14 protein-coding genes are annotated in these 23,548 nt (G+C 69.4%); 12 read left to right on the forward strand and 2 right to left on the reverse strand.

What is annotated here, in order from left to right:
• Positions 1-106 precede the first annotated feature (106 nt).
• From ACTWQR_RS27350 to hflX, 5 genes are all read left to right on the forward strand, one after another.
• Entirely contained in the window at positions 107-625 is a 519-nt protein-coding gene (locus ACTWQR_RS27350; protein WP_443229865.1) for a hypothetical protein, read from the forward strand.
• A gap of 86 nt (positions 626-711) precedes the next feature.
• The gene (gene dapF, locus ACTWQR_RS27355; protein ID WP_443229822.1) at positions 712-1,581 is read left to right on the forward strand and encodes a diaminopimelate epimerase; all 870 of its coding nucleotides are present in this window, start codon (positions 712-714) and stop codon (positions 1,579-1,581) included.
• Between the two features lie 169 nt (positions 1,582-1,750).
• Positions 1,751-3,883, forward strand: a complete 2,133-nt coding sequence (locus ACTWQR_RS27360; RefSeq protein ID WP_443229823.1) for a RelA/SpoT family protein — start codon at positions 1,751-1,753, stop codon at positions 3,881-3,883.
• 126 nt (positions 3,884-4,009) lie between these two features.
• Positions 4,010-5,545, forward strand: coding sequence for a M1 family metallopeptidase (locus tag ACTWQR_RS27365; protein WP_443229824.1), 1,536 nt, complete (start codon positions 4,010-4,012; stop codon positions 5,543-5,545).
• A 183-nt stretch (positions 5,546-5,728) separates the two neighbouring features.
• Positions 5,729-7,222: a GTPase HflX gene (gene hflX, locus ACTWQR_RS27370; protein ID WP_443229825.1), complete on the forward strand. Its 1,494-nt coding sequence runs from the start codon at positions 5,729-5,731 to the stop codon at positions 7,220-7,222.
• 515 nt (positions 7,223-7,737) lie between these two features.
• Here the strand turns inward: hflX and ACTWQR_RS27375 are convergent.
• Complete coding sequence (locus ACTWQR_RS27375; protein ID WP_443229826.1) at positions 7,738-8,964, reverse strand: trypsin-like serine peptidase; 1,227 nt, start codon at positions 8,962-8,964, stop codon at positions 7,738-7,740.
• Between the two features lie 343 nt (positions 8,965-9,307).
• On the opposite strand from ACTWQR_RS27375, the gene ACTWQR_RS27380 reads away from it, so the two are divergent.
• From ACTWQR_RS27380 to ACTWQR_RS27400, 5 genes are all read left to right on the forward strand, one after another.
• Positions 9,308-10,852, forward strand: a complete 1,545-nt coding sequence (locus ACTWQR_RS27380; RefSeq protein WP_443229827.1) for a diaminobutyrate--2-oxoglutarate transaminase family protein — start codon at positions 9,308-9,310, stop codon at positions 10,850-10,852.
• Positions 10,853-11,091: 239 nt separating this feature from the next.
• The gene (locus tag ACTWQR_RS27385; RefSeq protein WP_443229828.1) at positions 11,092-13,098 is read left to right on the forward strand and encodes an IucA/IucC family protein; all 2,007 of its coding nucleotides are present in this window, start codon (positions 11,092-11,094) and stop codon (positions 13,096-13,098) included.
• A 39-nt stretch (positions 13,099-13,137) separates the two neighbouring features.
• On the forward strand, positions 13,138-13,950 hold the full coding sequence (locus ACTWQR_RS27390; protein ID WP_443229829.1) for a GNAT family N-acetyltransferase: 813 nt from the start codon (positions 13,138-13,140) through the stop codon (positions 13,948-13,950).
• 692 nt (positions 13,951-14,642) lie between these two features.
• The gene (locus ACTWQR_RS27395) at positions 14,643-16,436 is read left to right on the forward strand and encodes an IucA/IucC family protein (protein ID WP_443229830.1); all 1,794 of its coding nucleotides are present in this window, start codon (positions 14,643-14,645) and stop codon (positions 16,434-16,436) included.
• A gap of 88 nt (positions 16,437-16,524) precedes the next feature.
• Positions 16,525-18,525, forward strand: coding sequence for an ATP-dependent DNA helicase (locus tag ACTWQR_RS27400; RefSeq protein WP_443229831.1), 2,001 nt, complete (start codon positions 16,525-16,527; stop codon positions 18,523-18,525).
• 119 nt (positions 18,526-18,644) lie between these two features.
• Here the strand turns inward: ACTWQR_RS27400 and lexA are convergent, their stop codons facing one another.
• Positions 18,645-19,424 carry a transcriptional repressor LexA gene (gene lexA / locus ACTWQR_RS27405; RefSeq protein ID WP_443229832.1) on the reverse strand — a complete coding sequence of 260 codons (780 nt, stop codon included), beginning with the start codon at positions 19,422-19,424 and terminating at the stop codon, positions 18,645-18,647.
• A gap of 519 nt (positions 19,425-19,943) precedes the next feature.
• Here lexA and nrdR point away from each other — a divergent pair.
• Both nrdR and ACTWQR_RS27415 read left to right on the forward strand, forming a co-directional pair.
• A complete protein-coding gene (gene nrdR, locus ACTWQR_RS27410; RefSeq protein ID WP_443229833.1) occupies positions 19,944-20,495 on the forward strand; it encodes a transcriptional regulator NrdR in 552 nt (183 codons plus the stop codon).
• Positions 20,496-20,642: 147 nt separating this feature from the next.
• Positions 20,643-23,543 carry a vitamin B12-dependent ribonucleotide reductase gene (locus ACTWQR_RS27415; RefSeq protein WP_443229834.1) on the forward strand — a complete coding sequence of 967 codons (2,901 nt, stop codon included), beginning with the start codon at positions 20,643-20,645 and terminating at the stop codon, positions 23,541-23,543.
• Positions 23,544-23,548 lie beyond the last annotated feature (5 nt).

The raw sequence follows: 23,548 nt of genomic DNA on the forward strand, positions 1-23,548 counted from the left end.
ACGTCATGGCATCGGGACGCTCCGGCCGTCATCCGGGCCTCTGAGGCCGTGCCATCATCGAGCTTCGATCGACCAAGTGGAGTCCTAGTTGGGAGGGCGCGTGGCGATGGAGGCCGGCCCTCGCGACACCGCACAAGGCGCGGAGCAAGGCACCGCCGCTGGCGGGGCGTATGACACCGCACAGGATCAGCAGGACCCGGACGGGGACCGACTGAGCCCGGACGGGCCCGATGAGACCGGCGGCGTGACGGCCGACGGACCCGAGCCCGACGAGATGTTCGCGGAGCCCGAGGTCGAGGTCGAGCTGCGCCCGCAGCGCCGGATGCGCATCTGGCAGCTGGCGCCCATCGTGAGCCTCGCGGCGCTCGGCTCCCTGATGTTCGCCTTCCCGCTGGCCTTCGACTTCGGCGACAGCGGAGCGATGATCGCCATGCTCGGCCTGCTGATCTCCTCCTGCGCCGCGGGCTGGGGCATGATGGCCGCTCGCCGCGTTGGTTACACGTGGCCCGGCCTGCCGCAGCGCGGTTCCGGCCGCCGCCCGGACTGGCGGGTCGTGATCGCCTACACCGTGGTCGTCACCGCGGTCGTGGTGCTCGCCGTGTGGCGCGTGGCCCGCCTGCGCTGAGCGGCCGGAAAGCTGCCGCCGGTGACTGTGGTCCGCCTGCCGGACTGGTCGGCCGGGCTGTCATCAAGACCCCGTACGATCGAGGAATGAGCACGCGGATCGCCTTCCTCAAGGGGCACGGGACCGAGAACGACTTCGTGATCATCCCCGACCCCGAGAACGCCATCGACCTGCCCCCGGCCACTGTCGCCGCCCTGTGCGACCGCCGCGCGGGCATCGGCGGGGACGGTCTGCTGCATGTCGTACGGTCCGCCGCGCACGCCGAGGCCGAGGCGATGTCGGCCGAAGCGGAATGGTTCATGGACTACCGCAACGGCGACGGCTCGATCGCGGAGATGTGCGGCAACGGAGTGCGTGTGTTCGCGCGCTACCTCCAGCGCGCCGGACATGTGGCCGAAGGTGACATCGCCGTCGCCACGCGCGGAGGCGTGAAGACAGTGCACATCGCCAAGGAGGGCGACGTCACCGTCGGAATGGGCAAGGCGTTCCTCCCCGAAGGGGACGTCACCGTAAGCGTCGGGGAGCGCAGCTGGCCCGCGCGCAACGTCAACATGGGCAACCCGCACGCGGTCGCCTTCGTGGAGGACCTCAGCCACGCCGGAAACCTGTTCGCGCCGCCGCCGTTCAGCCCCGCGTCCGCGTATCCGGACGGAGTGAACGTCGAATTCGTCGTCGACCGTGGCATGCGTCACGTCGCTCTGCGTGTCCACGAGCGCGGTGCCGGCGAGACCCGCTCGTGCGGCACGGGCGCGTGCGCCGTGGCCGTGGCGGCGGCACGCAGGGACGGCGCCGACCCCGTTGTGACCGGCGTCCCGGCGACATACACCGTCGATGTGCCCGGCGGACGCCTGGTGATCACGGAACGGACCGACGGCGAGATCGAGATGACCGGGCCCGCGGTAATCGTCGCTGAGGGTGAGATCGACGCCGAGTGGCTCGAAACCGCGACCCCCTGAACCTTCGCTCGAATGGGTGATCCGTTTCACGCTCGGCGAGAGGCGGTCAGCCGGGCGTGGTGGGCTCGGTAGCATCAAGCACCGGCCCGGACGGGGGAACGACGCCATCCCCAGAGCCGAGTACGCCATGGGGCACCCCGTCCGCCGGTCCACGCAGCCGGAGGTGCCCATGAGTGCGGAGGCCACGAACCCCGCGATGCCCGGCCCCATCACGCCTGGAGCGCATCGCAGGAGGGGCCGCCCCCGGATCGATCTGCGGCGCCTCAGCCGGGCCGCTCTCCTGGGGCCCGCAGCCCGTGACCGGCTGCCCGACGCGATCGGCCACGTGGTCGAGGCCCATCGCGCCCACTACCCCGACGCGGACCTCGACCCGCTGCATCGGGCGTACGTCCTCGCCGAGTCCTCGCACCGCGGTCAGATGCGCAAGAGCGGCGAGCCCTACATCACGCACCCGCTCGCCGTGACCCTGATCCTCGCCGAACTCGGTGCCGAGACCACGACTTTGACGGCCTCTCTGCTCCACGACACCGTCGAGGACACGGAAGTGACGCTCGATCAGGTACGCGACCAGTTCGGCGAGGAAGTCCGCTATCTCGTCGACGGCGTCACGAAGTTGGAGAAGGTCGACTACGGAGCGGCCGCCGAGCCCGAGACGTTCCGCAAGATGCTCGTCGCCACCGGCAGCGACGTACGCGTGATGTCGATCAAACTCGCCGACCGGCTGCACAACATGCGCACCCTCGGCGTGATGCGCCCCGAGAAGCAGGAACGCATCGCCAAGGTGACAAGGGACGTTCTGATCCCGCTCGCCGAACGTCTGGGCGTCCAGGCCCTCAAGACCGAGCTCGAGGACCTCGTCTTCGCGATCCTGCACCCCGAGGAGTACAAGCACACCAAGGAACTCATCGTCAGCAACGTCTCGCGTGCTGACGATCCCCTCGCCGAGATCGCCGAAGAGGTGCGCGCGGTCCTGCGCGAGGCCGGCCTGCAGGCCGAAGTCCTCATCCGGCCACGGCACTTCGTCTCCGTGCACCGCGTCTCCCGCAAGCGCGGCGAGCTGCGCGGCTCCGACTTCGGACGCATCCTGGTGCTCGTGAACGAGGACGCCGACTGCTACGGAGTCCTCGGCGAACTGCACACCTGCCTCACACCCGTGGTCTCGGAGTTCAAGGACTTCATCGCCGTCCCCAAGTTCAACCTGTACCAGTCCCTGCACACCGCCGTCGCCCGCCCTGACGGCCAAGTCGCCGAAGTCCTCATCCGTACGCACCAGATGCACAAGGTCGCCGAGGCCGGCGTCATCGCGCTCGGCAATCCCTACGCTCCTCCTTCGGAGGAGCAGAAGGACAGCGCCGTCGAGCGCCCTGCGGACGGCGAGCGCGCCGACCCCACCCGCCCCGGCTGGCTCTCCCGTCTCCTCGACTGGCAGGAAGCCGCCCCGGACCCCGACACGTTCTGGTCCACGCTGCGCGAAGACCTCGCCCAGGACCGGGAGATCACCGTCTTCCGTCCCGACGGCGGCGCGCTGGGGCTGCCTGCGGGCGCAAGCTGCGTGGACGCCGCCTACGCCCAGTACGGCGAGGACGCGCACGCCTGCATCGGTGCGCGCGTCAACGGCCGCCTGGCGACGCTGAGTACGGTCCTGAGCGACGGCGACACCGTGCAACTGCTCATGGGCCAGGACCCGTCCTCGGAGCCCTCCAGGGAGTGGCTGGAGCACGCGCACACGCCTGTCGCGCGGATTGCCATCACCCGCTGGCTGGCCGCGCATCCGTCGCCCGCCGCGCAGCCCGAGGCCCCCGCCGCGAGCCCGCGCCCGTACGCCGACGGCCCCGCCGCGCGCCCGGCCGCCGCGGATGTCGTCGTCGACCAGCCCGGCGCGACTGTACGGCTCGCGGGCTGCTGTACGCCCGTACCGCCCGACGCGATCACCGGATTCTCCGTACGCGGGGGAGTAGTGACCGTGCACCGCCTCGAGTGCGCCGGGGTGGCGCGGATGAAAGGCATGGGGCGCGCGGAGGTCGACGTGCGCTGGGGTGACACCATGGAGTGCCGCGTCACTCTCGTCGCCGAATCCTTCGGGCGGCCCCATCTGCTCGCCGACCTCACTGAAGCCATCGCCGGGGAAGGCGTCGCTGTCGTCTCTGCGACCGTCGAACCGCCCAGCCAGCAGCGCGTACGCCACACATACACGCTCCAACTCCCGGACGCCGCTCACCTTCCCGCGCTGATGCGGGCCATGCGCAACGTGCCGGGTGTGTACGACGTGACCCGCGCTCAGCACCCGGCGACGGCTCCGTAGAAGGGCCTCGGGAATGTGCGGCGCCTGAAGCCGGCCGCACGTCGCGGTCACGTGGAAAGAGCCCGTTCGGGTGGGCACGGCGCGAGTCGTCGCCGCGAGGCAGCCCGGCGCTGATAGCCGTGGTCCATGCTGCGCACCCCCAGGACCTCCCGTACCAGGACGCCACGCCCGACGGCCCACCGACGGACCCGGAGGGCGGTCCTCGCCTCCGCCGCCTCTGCCTGCCTCATCGCCGCAAGCGCCCCCTCACCGGCCCCGCTCGGCATCGGCGACCGCCTCTTCCCGTACCTGGGCAATCCCGGGTACGACGTCACGGCGTACGACCTCGACTTCACCTATCCCGGCAGCAACAGCAAGCCGCTGCCGACCGTCACCACCATCGGGGCCTGGACGACAGACTGGCTGGAGCAGGTCAATCTTGACTACTCGCACGGAACAGTGCGATCCGTCGAGGTCAACGGCGCGTTCGCGGAGTTCCGGAGCGCGGGCGAGGACTTGGTGGTCACCCCCGAGGAGCCACTGCCGCCCGGAGTCCCGATGCGGATCACCGTGCGCCACGACAGCAACCCCATGCCCGGAAAGGGCAAGGAGAGCGGCTGGGTACGGACCAAGGACGGTCTTGCCATGGCCAACCAGCCCGACGCCGGTCACCGGATCTTCCCGGGCAACGACCACCCCTCGGACAAGGCCCTGTTCACCATCCGGGTCACCGCGCCCAACGGATACAAGGCCGTCGCCAACGGGCTCCCCGTAGAAGTGGACCGCCGAGCCGAGGCCACCACCTGGACGTACCGGACCAAGCACCCCATGGCCACCGAACTGGCCCAGGTGTCCATCGGTCGTTCCTCCGTGCTGCACCGAGACGGTCCGAACGGCCTGCCCGTACGCGATGTGGTGCCCACCAAGGACCGCGAGCAGCTGGAACCGTGGCTCAAGAAGACGCCCGGCCAGATCGCCTGGATGCAGAAGAAGATCGGCCGCTACCCTTTCGAGACGTACGGGCTGCTGATCGCCGAGGCGCGGACCGGGTTCGAACTCGAGACACAGACCCTCTCTCTCTTCGAGAGAGAGCTCTTCACGCGTCCTGCGTACCCGAAGTGGTACATCGAGTCGGTCATGGTGCACGAGCTGTCGCACCAGTGGTTCGGCAACAGCGTCGCCCCGCGTACCTGGTCCGACCTGTGGCTCAACGAAGGACACGCCACCTGGTACGAGGCCCTGTACGCCGAGGAGAAGGCCGACAGGCCCATGGAGGACCGGATGCGCGCGGCCTACCGCGCCTCCGACACCTGGCGGGAGGCCGGAGGCCCGCCCGCCGCACCCAAGGGAGCCGAACCCGGCGAGAAGCTCAGCATCTTCAGGCCGAACGTCTATGACGGAAGCGCCCTCGTCCTGTACGCGCTGCGCGAGAAGATCGGTCGGCCCGCGTTCGAGCAGCTGGAACGAGCCTGGGTGAGCACCCATCGCGACGGCGTGGCGGACACCGCGGACTTCGAGCGGCTCGCTTCGGCCATCGCGGGCCGTGACCTGAGCGGATTCTTCGAGGCCTGGCTCTACGGGGCGAAGACCCCGCCCATGCCGGGCCACCCGGACTGGCGCAGCGAGGCGCCCGCCAAGAAGGCCGAGAAGCGTGCGCGAAAGTCAGCGGCGGCCCCGAAATAACCCGCGATAACTCGGGTGACGAGACGGGCCGTGCCGTGCGACCATCTTCAGGTCAACGACGCCGCAGGTCGGCGACGCGGCCCCCGGACCCGGGCCGGGAATCTCCCGGCGGTCCCGGACGTTGTCAGGAGTGATGGACCGCAGTCCGTCGCCCCACAGGTATCCCATCGACGTAAGGACCCAATGACCTCCTCTTCTTCCCCTTCCCAGGACGCGCAGAGCTTCGCTCAGAACTACCCCGAAGGTCTTCGGGCCGATGCCCTGATGGAAGAGGACGTCGCCTGGAGCCACGAGATCGACGGAGAGCGGGACGGCGAACAGTTCGACCGTTCCGACCGCGCGGCCCTGCGCCGCGTGGCGGGCCTCTCCACCGAGCTCGAGGACGTCACCGAGGTCGAGTACCGACAGCTCCGTCTGGAGCGCGTGGTGCTCGTCGGCGTGTGGACCACGGGGACCGCCGCGGACGCGGACAACTCCCTCGCGGAGCTGGCCGCCCTCGCGGAGACCGCGGGCGCGCTGGTGCTCGACGGCGTGGTCCAGCGCCGCGACAAGGCGGACCCGGCCACGTACATCGGTTCCGGCAAGGCCAACGAGCTGCGCGACATCGTGCTCGAAACGGGCGCCGACACCGTCATCTGCGACGGTGAGCTGAGTCCCGGCCAGCTGATCCACCTCGAAGACGTCGTCAAGGTCAAGGTCATCGACCGTACGGCCCTGATCCTCGACATCTTCGCCCAGCACGCCAAGTCCCGAGAGGGCAAGGCTCAGGTCGCGCTCGCGCAGATGCAGTACATGCTGCCGAGGCTCCGAGGCTGGGGTCAGTCGCTGTCCCGTCAGATGGGCGGCGGCAAGGGCGGCGGCCTGGCGACTCGTGGACCCGGTGAGACCAAGATCGAGACGGACCGGCGCCGGATCCGCGAGAAGATGGCGAAGATGCGCCGGGAGATCGCGGCAATGAAGACCGGCCGCGAGATCAAGCGTCAGGAGCGCCGTCGTAACAAGGTGCCCTCGGTCGCGATCGCCGGTTACACCAACGCCGGCAAGTCCTCGCTGCTCAACCGCCTCACGGGCGCGGGCGTGCTGGTCGAGAACTCACTGTTCGCGACCCTCGACCCGACCGTGCGCCGGGCCGAGACCCCGAGCGGGCGGCTGTACACGCTGGCGGACACCGTCGGCTTCGTGCGACACCTGCCGCACCACCTCGTCGAGGCGTTCCGCTCCACGATGGAGGAGGTCGGAAACTCCGACCTGATCCTGCACGTGGTGGACGGGTCGCACCCGGCGCCGGAGGAGCAGCTGGCCGCCGTGCGCGAGGTCATCCGCGACGTCGGTGCGACGAAGGTGCCCGAGATCGTAGTGATCAACAAGGCGGACGCGGCGGACCCGCTGGTGCTTCAGCGGCTGATGCGGATCGAAAAGCGCTCCATCGCCGTCTCCGCCCGCACGGGCCTCGGCATGGAGGAGCTGCTCGCGCTCATCGACGTCGAACTGCCGCGTCCCTCGGTCGAGATCGAGGCTCTCGTGCCGTACACGCACGGCGGGCTGGTCGCGCGCGCCCACAACGACGGCGAGGTGATCTCCGCGGAGCACACCCCGGAGGGCACGCTGTTGAAGGCGCGGGTGCACGAGGAACTGGCGGCGGAACTGGCTCCGTACGTTCCGATGCCTGCCGTCTGATTCACAGAGCGAAAAGGCCCGCCCCTCTCGGCGCTTTCCAGGGGGCGGGCCTTCGTCATGCTGTACGCGGCGCCGACGAGCGACGAGCGCGACGCGTCGACGGCCCGCACGATGCTACTCGCGACGCGTCGACGGCCTGCACGACGCTACGTGGCGGCGCACTCTGCTCGCGGGACCGAAGCCCGCCTCGGTGCCCTCGCCGGCTTCGGTCCCGCGGGCCGGGTACCGTTCCCGCCGCTGCGGACTTGCCGAGGTCGTTGTACGCGGGCACGAAGGCGATGTTGCGAAACAGTCGCCGTCGGCGAGCCCGCCGTGGCTCGTGGTCCACAGCAGGTTGGACTTGCCCGGGTTGGCCGGATCCTCGACTGCCAGGGCGCCGAGGAACGGGAGTTCACCCCGATCGGGTGGGCGGTGTTCCGGACACCCCGCCACGCCCGGGCGGTTGAGGACGAACGGCGGCGTGGCAGCGAAGGTTTCCGCGCGGCCCGGCCGCCACCGTCCATCCGATGCCGCTACTACTGACCTGCGAACTTCTTGCTCACCGCGTCGTAGATCCCCTTGGCCTCCGCACCCAGGTGCGGGCCCGCCAGCCAGCCCGCCGTCACCGGGCCGATCGAGGTGTTGGACACCAGCGCGGGCTTTCCGTCCGAACCCGTCGCGACCCAGCCGCCGCCCGACGAACCACCGGTCATGGTGCACCCGATGCGGTACATCGTCGGCTCGGTCTTGGCGATCGAGAGCCGGCCCGGCTTGTCCACGCACTGGTACATGGTCTCCCCGTCGAACGGCTTCGCCGCCGGGTAACCGGTCGCCGTAATGCTGGCGACCTCCGGCACGGCCGGAGCGTTGAAGTCCACCGGGAGCGCCGAACCGACCGTCTCCTCGAGGGACTTGCCCTCGCTGCCCTTCTCCGGCGTCACATGAATGACGGCGAAGTCGTACGAGGCACCCTCGCCGCCCGTGGCGCCGCCCTGCTCGATCCACTGGTCCGAGGTCTGCGCCCAGTCACCCCACCAGACACCGTACGGAGCGACCTCTTCCTTGGTCGCGGTCTGGAGCTCCGCCGCCGTCAGGCCATCGTTGTTGTACGAGGGCACGAAGGCGATGTTGCGGTACCAGCCGCCCTTCTTGCCGGCGTGCACGCAGTGGCCCGCGGTCCACACCAGGTTGGACTTGCCCGGGTTGGCCGGATCCTCGACCACGGTCGCCGAGCAGACCATCGTGCCCTCTGGAGAGTCGAAGAGCACCTTGCCCGCCTCGGCGGCGTTGTCGTGGTACCCCGTCGGAACGGCCTTCGCGGCGACCGGCGCCGGCTCCGGATCGGTCACGCCCTGGTCACCCGAGAGGTCGCTCTCGTCGACGCCCTTGCCCTGCTCCGGGTCCTCGGCCTCGCGCATACGTTCCTGGTCCCACAGGCCCTCGATGATCGGGTTGATGAAGTCACCGGCCTCGCGCAGCCAGTCGTCCTTGTCCCAGTTCTTCCAAGCGCCGCCCTTCCACTTGTCGACGTCGATCCCGTGCTCTTTGAGCCTGTCCTTGAGGTCGTCCGGAATCGTGATCTTGTCGTCGCCGGCCGTTGACGCCGCCGCGTCGCCGCTGACGTTGGTGTCGTCGCCCGAGGCGCAGGCGGTGGCGGTCAGCGCCAGCGCGGTGGCCAGTCCGACCGCGGCCAGCACGGGGGAAGTTCTGCGGCGTGAGCTCCTCCCTCGACGGGCGGCGAAGGACGGGCGTATGGGTCGCATGGTGTGACTCCCCCTGGAGGTGAACGAACAACTCTGCGCTGCCACATGGGGCTTCGTACGAACCCGGGGGTCCGGATGTGCCTCACATGGACCGTCTGTGCTGGACCGTGTGTGCTGATCAGCGGCAATCGCTGAACGGCACCACAGACTATGCCGTTGCTGTGGGGGACTTCCGACGGAACCGCAACGGTTCCGTCACGGCAAGGATCTTCGTCCCACCGTTGCCCCTCGCGGTCCCCGTCGTTGGTACGTACGGGGGACGTTCCGGCTGCGTTCATCCCCTTGCCGCCTCCCACTGGGCGGCCGTGCAACTCGCCTGTGGACAGCGGGAGGACCGACCGACGTGGCTGTGACCGAGTCTGCGCCCGGGGTGGCGCCCGCGATGGACGAAGCCGTGGGAGTGCCTGAGGCACGCGAGTCGTCAGGGGTGTCCGCGAGGGCGTCCCCGGCTGGCGACTCCCCGGGCGAACGTGCGACAGCGGGGGCGCAGACGGCGCACGAGGGGATCCTGCGGCGGCAGTCGGCGCGCGAGTCGGCGGCGCGCACCTATGCGCGCGCCCTGCCGATCGTGCCCGTGCGGGCGCGCGGGCTGACGATCGAGGGCGCCGACGGGCGGCGCTATCTCGACTGCCTCTCCGGGGCGGGGACGTTGGCCCTCGGGCACAACCACCCAGTGGTGTTGGAGGCCATCAGGAAGGTCCTCGACTCGGGGGCGCCGCTCCATGTCCTCGACCTGGCCACGCCCGTCAAGGACGCGTTCACCACCGAACTGTTCCGCACGCTGCCGCCCGGGCTCGCCGACCACGCGCGCGTGCAGTTCTGCGGGCCCGCCGGCACGGATGCCGTGGAGGCCGCGTTGACGCTGGTGCGCACCGCGACCGGGCGCAGCGGGATTCTTGCCTTCGTCGGCGCGTACCACGGGATGACCGCGGGGGCGCTCGCGGCATCCGGGGGCGCCTCCGACGTACGAGTCGCGCGCCTGCCCTATCCGCACGACTACCGCTGCTCGTTCGGCATCGGAGGCCAACAGGGAGCCGAACTCGCCGCGCGCTGGACCGAGTCCGTCCTCGACGACCCCAAGTCCGGGGTGCCGAGTCCCGCCGGGATGATCCTGGAGCCGGTGCAGGGCGAGGGCGGAGTGATTCCGGCGCGCGACGACTGGATGCGGCGGATGCGGGAGATCACCTCGGCTCGCTCCATCCCGCTGATCGCCGACGAGGTCCAGACGGGGGTCGGCCGGACGGGCGCGTTCTGGGCGGTGGAACACAGCGGCATCACGCCCGACGTGATGGTTTTGTCCAAGGCCATCGGCGGCAGCCTGCCTCTGGCCGTCGTGGTCTACCGCGACGACCTCGACGTCTGGGAACCCGGCGCCCACGCGGGCACGTTCCGCGGCAACCAGCTGGCCATGGCCGCCGGTGCCGCGACTCTCGCCTACGTCCGTGAGAACCGTCTCGCCGAGCGCGCGGCCGCCCTGGGTGAGCGCATGCTCACCCAATTGCGGGGGCTGGCCGCGGACTTCCCGTGCATCGGCGACGTGCGCGGCCGGGGACTGATGATCGGCATCGAACTCGTGGACCCCGAAGAACCGCCGGCGTTCGCCGGGGGACCGCCTCCCGTCGCTCCCGAACTGGCGGCCGCCGTCCAACAGGAATGCCTGCGCCGCGGACTGATCGTCGAACTCGGCGGCCGCCGCTCCAGCGTGGTGCGGCTGCTGCCTCCGCTCACGATCAGCGACGAGCAGGCAAGGGCGGTGCTCGACCGGCTGGCGGACGCGGTGGCGGCGGTCGCGTCCAGTGGGCTGTGGGGGCGGGGAGTTGGGGTGGCCGGGCAGGTCGACGCGACCGAGCGGGCCAATCGCTCCGGTCGGGCCGCGTGCTCCGGATAGGCCGGTGCGGTGGACGGCGTACACGACGCTACCGCGTGGCGTGGACCGCGGGACTCGACGTCGCACGGTGATACCGGCAAGGCATCACCGGCTGGTCCACCTCCCCGAAGCCTGTGGACCCGACGGCGCCCAGGCAAGCAGACATCCCGTATCGACCAGGAAGCACGCAGGTCCAGCCGTACCCGGAACAGCCCGGGTTCGTCACCGCACGAGCCTGAACCACCTCACAAGGAATCCTCTTGAACGCCACCCCAGCACCCGACGGCCGCTCCCACACCCACGAGCGAGGAGTCCGCGGCACGCGGGCCCCGCTCGTGCCGGGGGCCGAATCGATCCCCCGGCAGAAGGGAGGGGCGCGGGCGTCCGAACGGCTGCGTGGCGCCACCACTGACCTGCTGGAGAACCCCGATCCGCATACCGCGGCCCAGGCCGCGGCCATCGAGAACCTGCTGCGCTGCTGGGTACGCGAGCACGACCTCTCCGCTCCCGACGACGGCACACTCCGCATCCCCCTCCCCGCCAGCGGCACGGCCCTCGCCGTTCCGGTCCATTACTGGTCCGCCACGGGATGGCACCGCCTCGGCCTCCCGTACCTCTCCGACGCTCCCGACCAGGCACCTCCCACAGACGCGGTCACGCTGGCGGCCCTGCTGGGACGCGAGGCACCGACGGTTGGGGCTCCTGCCGGGCACGGAGCCCTCGTCACAGGGAATGCGCCTTCAGCGCCGAACGCCTTCGCCGAGGCGCTCGCTCCCGCCGGAACGAACGCCCGAACCGACGGCGGTGACCTGGTCGGCCGAGTCGCCGACTCCATGCGGCGAACCGTCATGTTCCTCACGGACCGCAGGGAGAACCCGGTCGACGGCCCCGATACCTTCCTCTCCGCCGAGCAGGCGTTGCTGCTCGGTCACCCGCTGCACCCCACCCCGAAGAGCCGCGAGGGACTCTCCGAGGCCGAGACTCGCCTCTACTCACCTGAGTTGCGCGGTTCCTTCCCCCTGCACTGGATGGCCGTCGCCCCCTCCGTACTCGCCACCGACTCGGCCTGGACCGAGCGAGGCCGACCCGTACCCGCAGAGCACCTCCCACCTCGGCTCGCCGGAGTCGGCCTTCCGCTGCCCGACGGGTACGCCGCGCTGCCTATGCACCCCTGGCAGATCCGCGAGGTCCGCCACCGCCTGGAGACGGCGAAACTCCTGGACGCCGGGCTGCTCCAGGACCTTGGCCCCCATGGCTCCCCGTGGCACTCCACCTCCTCCGTACGCACCGTCTACCGCTCCGGCACCCCCGCGATGCTGAAGCTCTCGTTGGGCCTGCGCATCACCAACTCCTGCCGGGAGAACCTCCGCAAGGAACTCCACCGTGGTGTCGAGGTCCACCGCCTTCTCCGCGGCGGCCTCGCCGAACAGTGGCGGGCGGCCCACCCGGGCTTCGACATCGTCCGCGACCCGGCCTGGCTCGCGGTGAACGACCTGGACGGCAACCCGGTGCCTGGCCTCGACGTGGTGATCCGCCACAACCCGTTCACGCCGACGGACGACGCCTCCTGCATCGCCGGACTCGTCTCACCCAGGCCCCAGGCCCAGTCCAACGCACAGCAGCGCCGCGAGCAGAGCAGGCCCGCGATGCGGTCCCGGCTCACCGACATCGTCACCCGCCTCGCCGGACGCACGGGCCGGCCACGTGGCGCCGTCGCCGCCGAGTGGTTCCTGCGCTACCTGGAACAGGTCGTCCGCCCCGTCCTGTGGCTGGACAGCGAGGCCGGCATCGCCTTGGAGGCACACCAGCAGAACACGCTGCTCCTGCTGGACGCGGAAGGGTGGCCCTGCGGCGGCCGCTACCGCGACAACCAGGGCTACTACTTCCGCGCCTCCCGACGCGCGGAACTGGACAAACGACTCCCCGGCATCGGCGAACGCAGCGACACCTTCGTCTCCGACGAGGTCACCGACGAACGCTTCGCCTACTACCTCGCCATCAACAACGTGCTCGGCCTCATCGGTGCCTTCGGCTCCCAACGCCTCGCCGACGAACGCCTGTTGATCGCCGCCTTCCGGCGTTTCCTCGCCGACGTCGCGTCCGGACCCGCCCGGCTGCGTACATCCCTGCCTGCCCACCTGCTCGACTCACCCGTCCTGCGTTGCAAGGCCAACCTGCTGACCCGGCTGCACGGCCTCGATGAACTCGTCGGCCCGGTCGATACCCAGTCCGTCTACGTCACCATCGCCAACCCCCTTCATTCCTGAGGAACATGACCCACCCCGTCTCCTGAGAGGAGCGTCGTCGTGCCTCCCACCGATGCGAGCACCGACGCCGGTACCGCCCCCTTCTCCATCGCCGACAGCGACACAGGCCCCGGTGCGGACAGCGAGGACACCCTCGACCTGCGCCTGCCCGACGACTTCCTCGCTTTCTTCGCGGAGGAAGCCGAAGCAGCCCCGGCAGCCCGGGGGGCCGCGGAACGGGGCGAGGAGAACGGCACGGCACAGGGCATGGCGAGGCCTGCACTCGCCACCCCGACCGGTGACGACCTGCTCGACCGCGTCGGTGACTGGGGGCCGACTGCCACCTCCGTGGGCGTCTTCCAACTGGTCCCCGTACGCATCGACCGAGACCTCCCGCTCATCAGCCGCTGGATGAACGACCCTGCTGTGGCGGCCTTTTGGGAGCTCTCCGGCCCCGAGACGGCGACCGAGGATCATCTGCGAGCCCAGCTCGGCGGCGACGGGCGCAGCGCCCCCTGTCTCGGAGTGCTGGACGGCACTCCGATGAGCTACTGGGAGATCTATCGCGCGGACCTCGACCCCTTGGCCCGCCACTATCCCGCCCGCCTGCACGACACCGGGATCCACCTCCTCATCGGTGGTGTCGCCAATCGCGGGCGAGGACTCGGCACCACTCTGCTCCGGGCCGTCTCCGACCTCGTCCTCGACCGGCGTGCGTCAAGCGCACGCGTCATCGCTGAACCAGACCTGCGCAACACCCCCTCCGTGTCCGCCTTCCTCAGCGCCGGCTTCCGGTTCTCCGCCGAGGTCGATCTGCCCGACAAGCGGGCAGCCCTCATGGTCCGAGACCGGGCCCTGCGCGATCTGTTGTAGCGCCATCACTCTTAGTACACCGCTCGCCCCGATCAGGTTCCCAGCCGAGGAGTCCCGTGCCGAACCCGTCCGCCACCCCGGCTTCCGGGGAGCCGTCCTTGCTCTACGACCCGCCTGAACTGAGCCGGGAGCGATGGGAAAGAGCCGGGCGCCGCCTGCTCGCCAAGATGATCGGTGAGTTCGCGCACGAGGAGATCTTGCGGCCGGAGCCGGAGCCGGAGCCGGAGCGGCAGTCGGAGCCTGCCGGTGGCACGGTGTCTGGTGGACAGGTGTCGGGTGGAGACTTGGTGCCAGAGGGGCGTGTCGTGCCCGATGGACCGGTCGTGCCCGGCGAACCTGCCGAGACTGGCGGACCGGCCGTGCCCGGCAGGCTCTCTGCACTCGACGAACCAGCCACACCTGATGGACCAGCCACACCTGATGGACCAGCCACACCTGATGGACCAGCCACACCTGATGGACCAGCCGCGCCCACCGAATCTGCCACGTCCCGCGGACCATCCGTACCTTGCGGATCATCCGTACCTTGCGGACCATCCGTACCCGGCAGAGCAACCACGCCCACCCCAGCCGCCGCCCCTCCCAGGGTGACGGCACCCTTCGCAGACCCTGGCCCCGGAGGAGACGATTCGCCACCCTCCCCAGGCGATCAGAAGCCCCCGCCCCCGCTCTCCGCCGCTGTGCAGTCGGTCATGCCATCGTCCACCGCCCCGGAAGAAGCTGCCTCCCAGGGCGAGCGGTCCTACACCCTCCGCCTCGACGCCGGCGGCACCCTCGCCTTCCGCGCCCGCCGCGGCGCATACGGCAGTTGGCGAGTCGACCCGGCATCACTCACCTTCACCGAAGGAACCGAAGGAACCGAAGGAACCGAAGGAACCGAAGGAACCGAAGGAAGAACGGACGAAGCCGAAGCACCCGACGGTGTCGGAGGAACCGATGAAAGGAAAGCCCCCCGCCCCTTCACCGACCCCCTCGACTTCCTCACCCGCGCCCGCGCAACGCTGGGCCTGGACGGCGCCACCCTCGGCCACGTCATTCGCGAACTGACCACCACACTCGCCGCGGACGCACGCCTGGACCACACTGCACGCCCCGCCGCCCGCCTCGCCGACCTCGGGTACGCGGAGCTGGAAGGCCATCAGACGGGCCACCCCTGGATCGTCCTCAACAAGGGCCGCCTCGGTTTCTCCGCGACGGACGCCGCCCACTGGGCACCCGAGGGCCGTAGAGCGACGGCCCTGCCCTGGATCGCTGTGCATACCTCGCTCGCCACCTACCGGGGCGTCGCGGGCCTTGACACCGCCGAGCGGCTCTACGCGCGCGAGCTCGATCCCGAGACCAAAGAGTCCTACGACACCGCACTACGCGCGCGTGGGCTCGCTCCGGAGGCGTACCTCTATCTGCCCGTGCACCCCTGGCAGTGGAACGACGTCGTGCTGCCGCTCTTCGCGCCCTCCGTCGCCGAGGGCACCATCGTCCCGCTGCACGCGGACGGCGACCTGCGCCTGCCCCAGCAGTCGATCCGCACCTTCCTCAACACCTCACGCCCGGACCGGCACACCGTCAAGCTGCCGCTGTCCGTCCTCAACACACTGGTGTGGCGCGGCCTTCCGACGGAACGGACGCTCGCGGCCCCCGCCGTCACCGCCTGGATGCACGGCCTGCGTGAGGCCGATCCCTTCCTGCGCGACACCTGCGGGGTCATCCTGCTCGGCGAGGTCGCTTCGGTGGCCGTCGAACATCCTGTGTACGACGCCCTCCCGGAAGTTCCGTACCAGTACAGGGAGTTGCTCGGTGCGATCTGGCGCGAGCCGGTCGCCCGCCATCTGGCACCCGGCGAGCGCGCCCGCACCCTGGCCGCTCTCCTGCATACGGACCCGGACGGACGTGCCTTCACCGCGGAGCTCGTCGAACGCTCGGGCCTGGCCCCGCGGACGTGGCTGCGCCGCCTCTTCGCCGCGCTGCTGCCACCCCTGCTGCGCTTCCTCTACCGCTACGGCACTGTGTTCAGTCCACATGGCGAGAACGCGATCGTTGTCTTCGACGACCATGACGTCCCCGTCCGACTCGCCGTGAAGGACTTCGTGGACGACGTGAACGTCAGCGCGGTTCCGCTCCCCGAGCAGGCCTCCATGCCGGACGACGTACGAGCCGTCCTGCTCCGCGAGCCGCCGGTGTTCCTCACCCAGTTCATCCACTCCGGACTCTTCGTCGGAGTCTTCCGCTACCTGGCGCCGCTGTTCGAGGAACAACTGGGCGTACCCGAGGCCCAGTTCTGGTCGCTCGTCCGGGCCGAGATCCTCCGTCACCAGAAGCTCTTCCCTGAGCTCAAGGAGCGTTACGAGACGTTTGACCTGCTCACTCCCCGCATTGAGCGGCTGTGTCTCAATCGCAACCGTCTGCACCTGGACGGCTACCGCGACCGTTCCCAGCGCCCGCACGCCGCCGTGCACGGCACCGTCCCGAACCCGCTGTACCGGCCTTGATCACCGACTGTGCAGGCGTCTTGATCGCGTCGCTCGCCTCGGCCTTGATCGCCCGGTTGTCAGTGCCGCCCCGTAGGGTGGTTTCGCTATGACAGAGCCCTCACTCCCTGAACTCCTGCATGCCGCCGTCACAGCTGTCGGCGGTACGGAGCGCCCTGGCCAGGTGACCATGGCCGAAGCCGTCGCGCAGGCCATCGACGACGGCTCCCATCTGCTGGTCCAGGCGGGCACCGGCACCGGCAAGTCGCTCGGCTACCTGGTGCCCGCGCTCGCGCACGGGGAGCGGGTCGTCGTGGCGACGGCCACCCTGGCGCTTCAGCGGCAGCTCGTGGAACGGGATCTTCCGCGCACGGTGGACGCGCTGCATCCGCTGCTCCGCCGCCGCCCCCAGTTCGCGATGCTCAAGGGCCGGTCGAACTACATGTGCCTGCACCGCCTCCATGAAGGCATGCCCCAGGACGAGGAGGAGGGCCTCTTCGACCAGTTCGAGGCGGCCGCGCCCACCAGCAAGCTGGGCCAGGACCTGGTGCGACTGCGGGACTGGGCGGACGAAACCGAGACCGGCGACCGTGACGACCTCACCCCTGGTGTCTCGGACCGGGCCTGGTCGCAGATCTCGGTGTCCTCCAGGGAGTGCCTGGGCGCCTCGAAGTGCGCATACGGCGCCGAGTGCTTCGCGGAGATGGCCCGGGAGCGCGCCAAGCTCGCCGATGTCGTCGTCACCAACCATGCCCTCCTCGCGATCGACGCCATCGAGGGCGCCCCGGTCGTTCCGCAGCACGAGGTGCTGATCGTCGACGAGGCGCACGAGCTGGTTTCCCGCGTCACCGGAGTCGCGACCGGCGAGCTCACGCCCGGCCAGGTCAACCGCGCCGTGCGCCGCGCCGCGAAGCTCGTCAACGAGAAGGCGGCCGATCAGCTCCAGACGGCGGCCGAGGGCTTCGAGCGCCTGATGGAGCTCGCCCTGCCCGGTCGCTTGGAGGAGATCCCGGAGGACCTCGGATACGCGCTGATGGCCCTGCGCGACGCCGCCCGTACGGTGATCTCGGCGATCGGCGCGACTCGGGACAAGTCCGTCGGAGACGAGGACGCGGTACGCAAGCAGGCCCTCGCCTCCGTCGAGACGGTCCACGACGTGGCGGAGCGGATCACGAACGGCTCCGAGTGGGACGTCGTCTGGTACGAGCGGCACGAGCCCCGCGGCGGAGCCGGATATCGATACAGCGGCGCCTCTCTGCGGGTCGCCCCGATGTCAGTGTCGGGCCTGCTGCGCGAGAAGCTCTTCACAGACCGCTCCGTCGTCCTCGCCTCGGCCACGCTGAAGCTGGGCGGCGACTTCAACGGCGTGGGTGCCTCACTGGGCCTCGCCCCGGAAGGCACCGAGGGCGAGGACAACCCGCCGTGGAAGGGCCTCGACGTCGGCTCGCCCTTCGACTACGGCAAGCAGGGCATCCTGTACGTCGCGAAGCACCTGGCGCGGCCCGCACGGGACGGCGACCGTGGGGACATGCTCACCGAGCTCACCGAGCTGATCCAGGCGGCTGGGGGCCGCACGCTCGGCCTGTTCTCCTCGATGCGGGCCGCCCAGCTCGCGGCGGAGGAACTGCGGTCCCGCATCCCGGAGTTCCCCATCCTGCTCCAGGGTGAGGAGACGCTCGGCGAGCTGATCAAGAACTTCGCGGCCGACCCGAAGACCTGCCTGTTCGGCACGCTCTCGCTCTGGCAGGGCGTGGACGTGCCGGGCGCCAGTTGCCAGCTGGTCGTGATGGACAAGATCCCCTTCCCTCGCCCTGACGACCCTCTGATGAGCGCGCGCCAGAAGGCGGTCGAGGATGCCGGGGGCAATGGCTTCATGGCCGTCGCGGCCACCCACGCGGCCCTGCTGATGGCCCAGGGAGCCGGCCGCCTCGTACGGGCGATGGGGGATCGCGGTGTGGTCGCCGTGCTGGATCAGCGGCTCGCCACGGCCCGTTACGGCAGCTATCTGAAGGCGTCGCTGCCCGACTTCTGGTACACGACGGACCGTAATCAGGTGCGACGGTCGCTGGCCGCGATCGACGAGGTGGCGCGGAAGGCTGAAGGCGCATAGATCACTGGGCCCGGCTCCGGTTTCAAGCCGGAGCCGGGCCCAGTGAAGAGCGCCAGTGTGGACAGCACAGGGCCCCGGAACCGGCGCAGAGGTCCCGGGGCCCGGTCAGGGGCGGCGGCTCAGATCCGCCGCAGCACCGCCACGACCTTGCCGAGGATGGTCGCCTCGTCGCCGGGAATCGGCTGGTACGCGGAGTTGTGCGGAAGCAGCCACACATGGCCGTCCTCGCGCTTGAAGCGCTTGACCGTGGCCTCGCCTTCCAGCATCGCGGCCACGATGTCGCCGTTCTCGGCGACGGGCTGGCGGCGGACCGTCACCCAGTCCCCGTCGCAGATCGCGGCCTCGATCATCGAGTCACCGACGACCTTCAGGACGAACAACTCGCCGTCGCCGACCAGCTGCCGGGGCAGCGGGAACACGTCCTCGACCGACTCCTCGGCGAGGATCGGGCCACCGGCGGCGATCCGGCCGACCAGCGGGACGTACGACGCGGCCGGCTTGCCCGCCGTGTCGGTGGGCTGCGCGGTGGACTGGTCGGATCCCCGGACCTCGTAGGCCCGCGGACGGTGCGGGTCGCGGCGCAGGAAGCCCTTGCGCTCCAGTGCCATTAGCTGGTGTGCGACCGAGGAAGTACTGGAGAGGCCGACGGCCTGTCCGATCTCCCGCATGGACGGTGGGTAACCGCGCCGCTGTACGGAGTCCCTGATGACCTCGATCACCCGGCGCTGCCGGTCGGTGAGTCCGGAGCTGTCCGCCCGGATGCCTGGAGGTCGGCCCGGCAGGGAGCGTGTGGGCTTGGGCCCCTCCTGGTTCACTTCATTCATGGCATGCACCGGCTCAAATCGGCCCTGGGAGCGGTCCTGGGCAGTGATGGTGGCACTGTCTGCGGTGGTGGTCACGTCGGCCCCTCTCGTTCGTCTCCCTGCTGCACAACGGTAGTTGCTTTCGAAAGGTTGCGCCAAACACACGTTCGAGTGAAATATCGCGGATAACCTGACGTGATCATGTGCCTGGGTGTATGGCAGACGCTGCACTGGGCGGACGGAAGCACTCATTGCGGTACTCCTTGCCGCCGGGGCAATGGCCTTGTGGGCCGGAGCGGGGCGAAGGACAGTGTGCCACCAGGTGCCCTGTCGGCCCGGAACCGGCCCCTGTCCCCGTGGCGCCCACCGTATCCCCGTAGGCCCGGCGCCGGTATGGCCATGCGGCACATGCCAATAAGGGTGCGACACGCGTCTGAGTGGAGAATTTCCGGGCTAAGCCCCACATCTAGTGGTTGGATTGCGGTAGCAGCCCAGAAGTTGTGGTCCCCCGGTACTTCGGGCCCATGGTCATCACCTATGCTGGGGGCTGCTTCGAGGGGCCCAAAGGGCCTGTCGAGGCTATTGAGTCGTGCTGTGAAGGAGGGTTGGAGTTCGATGCACTGCCCCTTCTGCAGGCACCCCGACAGCCGCGTCGTCGACAGCCGTACGACCGACGACGGGACGTCGATCCGCAGGCGCCGCCAGTGTCCTGACTGCTCCCGTCGTTTCACGACGGTGGAGACGTGCTCACTGATGGTGATCAAGCGGTCCGGAGTTACCGAGCCCTTCAGTCGTACCAAGGTCATCAACGGCGTGCGCAAGGCGTGCCAGGGGCGGCCTGTCACCGAGGACGCACTCGCCCAGCTCGGCCAGCGGGTCGAGGAGGCGGTGCGGGCCACCGGAAGCGCCGAACTGACCACCCATGACGTGGGGTTGGCCATACTCGGCCCGTTGCAGGAGCTGGACCTCGTCGCTTACCTGCGGTTCGCGTCCGTGTATCGGGCGTTCGACTCGTTGGACGACTTCGAGGCCGCCATCGTGGAACTCAGGGAAGAGACGCAGCGCCCCACCGCGGACGACGAAGACGCGGGCGAGGAGCGCCAGGGAACGGACCGCGGGTCCGGAGGGGCTGTCGAAGTCCCTGCGCCCGCCAGCGCCGCCGACTGACGAGGGGGGTCGGTCCGGCCCGGCCGGCGGCGATCACAGACCTGTTGCGGGCGGACGCGTATGCGCTGCGCGCGGCACCAGACATACACCGTGCCACGGGAAGAACGAGGCACTTCAGGGCGTTTTAGCCCGATACAGGGAGGCGGCATGACAGAGACGGCGAGCGGTCCGGCACGAGGTTCCCGGGCCAAGGGAACCAAGGCCAGCAAGGGGCTGCGCATCGAGCGCATCCACACCACCCCCGGCGTGCACCCGTACGACGAGGTGGCTTGGGCGCGTCGTGACGTCGTCATGACCAACTGGCGCGACGGCTCGGTCAACTTTGACCAGCGTGGCGTCGAGTTCCCCGACTTCTGGTCGGTGAACGCGGTCAACATCGTCACCAGCAAGTACTTCCGCGGTGCCGTCGGCACCCCGCAGCGCGAGGTGAGCCTCAAGCAGCTCATCGACCGCATCGTGAAGACGTACCGGAAGGCCGGTGAGGACTACAAGTACTTCGCCTCGCCCGCCGACGCCGAGATCTTCGAGCACGAGCTGGCGTACGCCCTCCTGCACCAGATCTTCAGCTTCAACTCGCCGGTCTGGTTCAACGTCGGCACTCCACAGCCCCAGCAGGTCTCCGCCTGCTTCATCCTGGCCGTCGACGACTCCATGGAGTCGATCCTCGACTGGTACAAGGAAGAGGGCATGATCTTCAAGGGCGGCTCCGGCGCCGGCCTGAACCTCTCCCGGATCCGCTCCTCCAAGGAACTGCTCTCCTCCGGCGGCAACGCCTCGGGTCCCGTCTCCTTCATGCGCGGTGCCGACGCCTCCGCGGGAACGATCAAGTCGGGTGGCGCCACGCGTCGTGCGGCCAAGATGGTCATCCTCGACGTCGACCACCCCGACATCGAGGACTTCATCCAGACCAAGGTCAAGGAAGAGGAGAAGATCCGCGCCCTGCGCGACGCGGGCTTCGACATGGACCTGGGCGGCGACGACATCACGTCCGTCCAGTACCAGAACGCCAACAACTCGGTCCGCGTGAACGACACCTTCATGAAGGCGGTCGAGAACGGCGACAAGTTCGGTCTGACGTCCCGCATGACCGGCGAGGTCATCGAGGAGGTCGAGGCCAAGGAGCTCTTCCGCAAGATGGCCGAGGCCGCCTGGGCCTGCGCCGACCCCGGCATTCAGTACGACGACACGATCAACCGCTGGCACACGTGCCCGGAGTCCGGCCGCATCAACGGCTCGAACCCGTGCAGTGAGTACATGCACCTGGACAACACGTCCTGCAACCTCGCCTCGCTGAACTTGATGAAGTTCCTCAAGGACGACGGCCTCGGCCACCAGTCCTTCGAGGTCGAGCGCTTCGCCAAGGTCGTGGAACTGGTCATCACCGCGATGGACATCTCCATCTGCTTCGCGGACTTCCCGACCCAGAAGATCGGCGAGAACACCCGCGCCTTCCGTCAGCTCGGCATCGGTTACGCCAACCTCGGCGCCCTGCTGATGGCGACCGGCCACGCGTACGACTCCGACGGCGGCCGCGCTCTCGCCGGTGCCATCACGTCGCTGATGACCGGCACGTCGTACAAGCGCTCCGCTGAGCTCGCCGCGGTCGTCGGCCCGTACGACGGCTACGCCCGCAACGCGCAGCCGCACCAGCGCGTCATGAAGCAGCACTCCGACGCCAACGCCGTGGCCATCCGCATGGACGACCTGGACACGCCGGTCTGGGCCGCCGCCACGGAGGCCTGGCAGGACGTGCTCCGCCTCGGCGAGAAGAACGGCTTCCGCAACGCGCAGGCATCTGTCATCGCGCCCACCGGCACCATTGGTCTCGCGATGTCCTGCGACACCACGGGTCTTGAGCCCGACCTCGCGTTGGTCAAGTTCAAGAAGCTGGTCGGCGGCGGCTCGATGCAGATCGTCAACGGCACCGTTCCGCAGGCCCTGCGCCGCATGGGCTACCAGGAGGAGCAGATCGAGGCGATCGTCGCCCACATCGCCGACCACGGCAATGTGATCGACGCGCCGAGCCTCAAGCACGAGCACTACGAGGTGTTCGACTGCGCCATGGGCGAGCGCTCCATCTCCGCGATGGGCCACGTCCGCATGATGGCCGCGATCCAGCCCTGGATCTCCGGCGCGCTCTCCAAGACCGTCAACCTGCCGGAGACGGCGACCGTCGAGGACGTCGAAGAGGTCTACTTCGAGGCCTGGAAGATGGGCGTCAAGGCGCTCGCGATCTACCGCGACAACTGCAAGGTCGGCCAGCCCCTCTCCGCCAAGACCAAGGAGAAGGAGAAGGAGAAGGTCGAGGTCACGGCCAAGGCCGAGGAGACCATCCGGACCGCGGTCGAGAAGGTCGTCGAGTACCGCCCGGTCCGCAAGCGCCTCCCCAAGGGCCGTCCCGGCATCACCACCTCCTTCACGGTGGGTGGCGCCGAGGGCTACATGACCGCCAACTCCTACCCGGACGACGGTCTCGGCGAGGTCTTCCTGAAGATGTCGAAGCAGGGTTCCACCCTCGCGGGCATGATGGACGCCTTCTCGATCGCCGTCTCCGTGGGCCTGCAGTACGGCGTGCCCCTGGAGACTTACGTCTCGAAGTTCACCAACATGCGCTTCGAGCCGGCCGGCATGACGGACGACCCGGACGTGCGGATGGCGCAGTCGATCGTCGACTACATCTTCCGCCGCCTGGCGCTCGACTTCCTGCCCTTCGAGACGCGCTCCGCGCTCGGCATCCACTCGGCCGATGAGCGTCAGCGTCACCTGGAGACCGGTTCGTACGAGCCGACCGACGAGGAGATGGACGTCGAGGGCCTCGCCCAGTCAGCGCCCCGCGCGCAGGAACTGAAGGCCGTCGCCGCCCCGAAGGCCGAGGTCGAGGCGGCCAAGCCCGCCCCGCAGCAGGCGCACACCAGTGCCGAACTGGTGGAGATGCAGATGGGCATCCAGGCAGACGCCCCGCTGTGCTTCTCCTGCGGTACGAAGATGCAGCGGGCCGGTTCCTGCTACATCTGCGAGGGCTGCGGCTCGACCAGCGGCTGCAGCTGACTCAC

It is taken from the genome of Streptomyces sp. 2A115 (assembly GCF_052245575.1).
Taxonomy (GTDB): Bacteria; Actinomycetota; Actinomycetes; order Streptomycetales; family Streptomycetaceae; genus Streptomyces.

Bases quoted from the DNA above. Each gene is read 5' to 3' on its own strand.
- dapF (WP_443229822.1), top strand. From the start codon at position 712: ATGAGCACGCGGATCGCCTTCCTCAAGGGGCACGGGACCGAGAACGAC.
- ACTWQR_RS27415 (WP_443229834.1), top strand. From the start codon at position 20,643: ATGACAGAGACGGCGAGCGGTCCGGCACGAGGTTCCCGGGCCAAGGGA.
- hflX (WP_443229825.1), top strand. From the start codon at position 5,729: ATGACCTCCTCTTCTTCCCCTTCCCAGGACGCGCAGAGCTTCGCTCAG.
- ACTWQR_RS27350 (WP_443229865.1), top strand. From the start codon at position 107: ATGGAGGCCGGCCCTCGCGACACCGCACAAGGCGCGGAGCAAGGCACC.
- ACTWQR_RS27360 (WP_443229823.1), top strand. From the start codon at position 1,751: ATGAGTGCGGAGGCCACGAACCCCGCGATGCCCGGCCCCATCACGCCT.
- ACTWQR_RS27365 (WP_443229824.1), top strand. From the start codon at position 4,010: ATGCTGCGCACCCCCAGGACCTCCCGTACCAGGACGCCACGCCCGACG.
- ACTWQR_RS27400 (WP_443229831.1), top strand. From the start codon at position 16,525: ATGACAGAGCCCTCACTCCCTGAACTCCTGCATGCCGCCGTCACAGCT.
- ACTWQR_RS27395 (WP_443229830.1), top strand. From the start codon at position 14,643: ATGCCATCGTCCACCGCCCCGGAAGAAGCTGCCTCCCAGGGCGAGCGG.
- nrdR (WP_443229833.1), top strand. From the start codon at position 19,944: ATGCACTGCCCCTTCTGCAGGCACCCCGACAGCCGCGTCGTCGACAGC.
- ACTWQR_RS27375 (WP_443229826.1), bottom strand. From the start codon at position 8,964: ATGCGACCCATACGCCCGTCCTTCGCCGCCCGTCGAGGGAGGAGCTCA.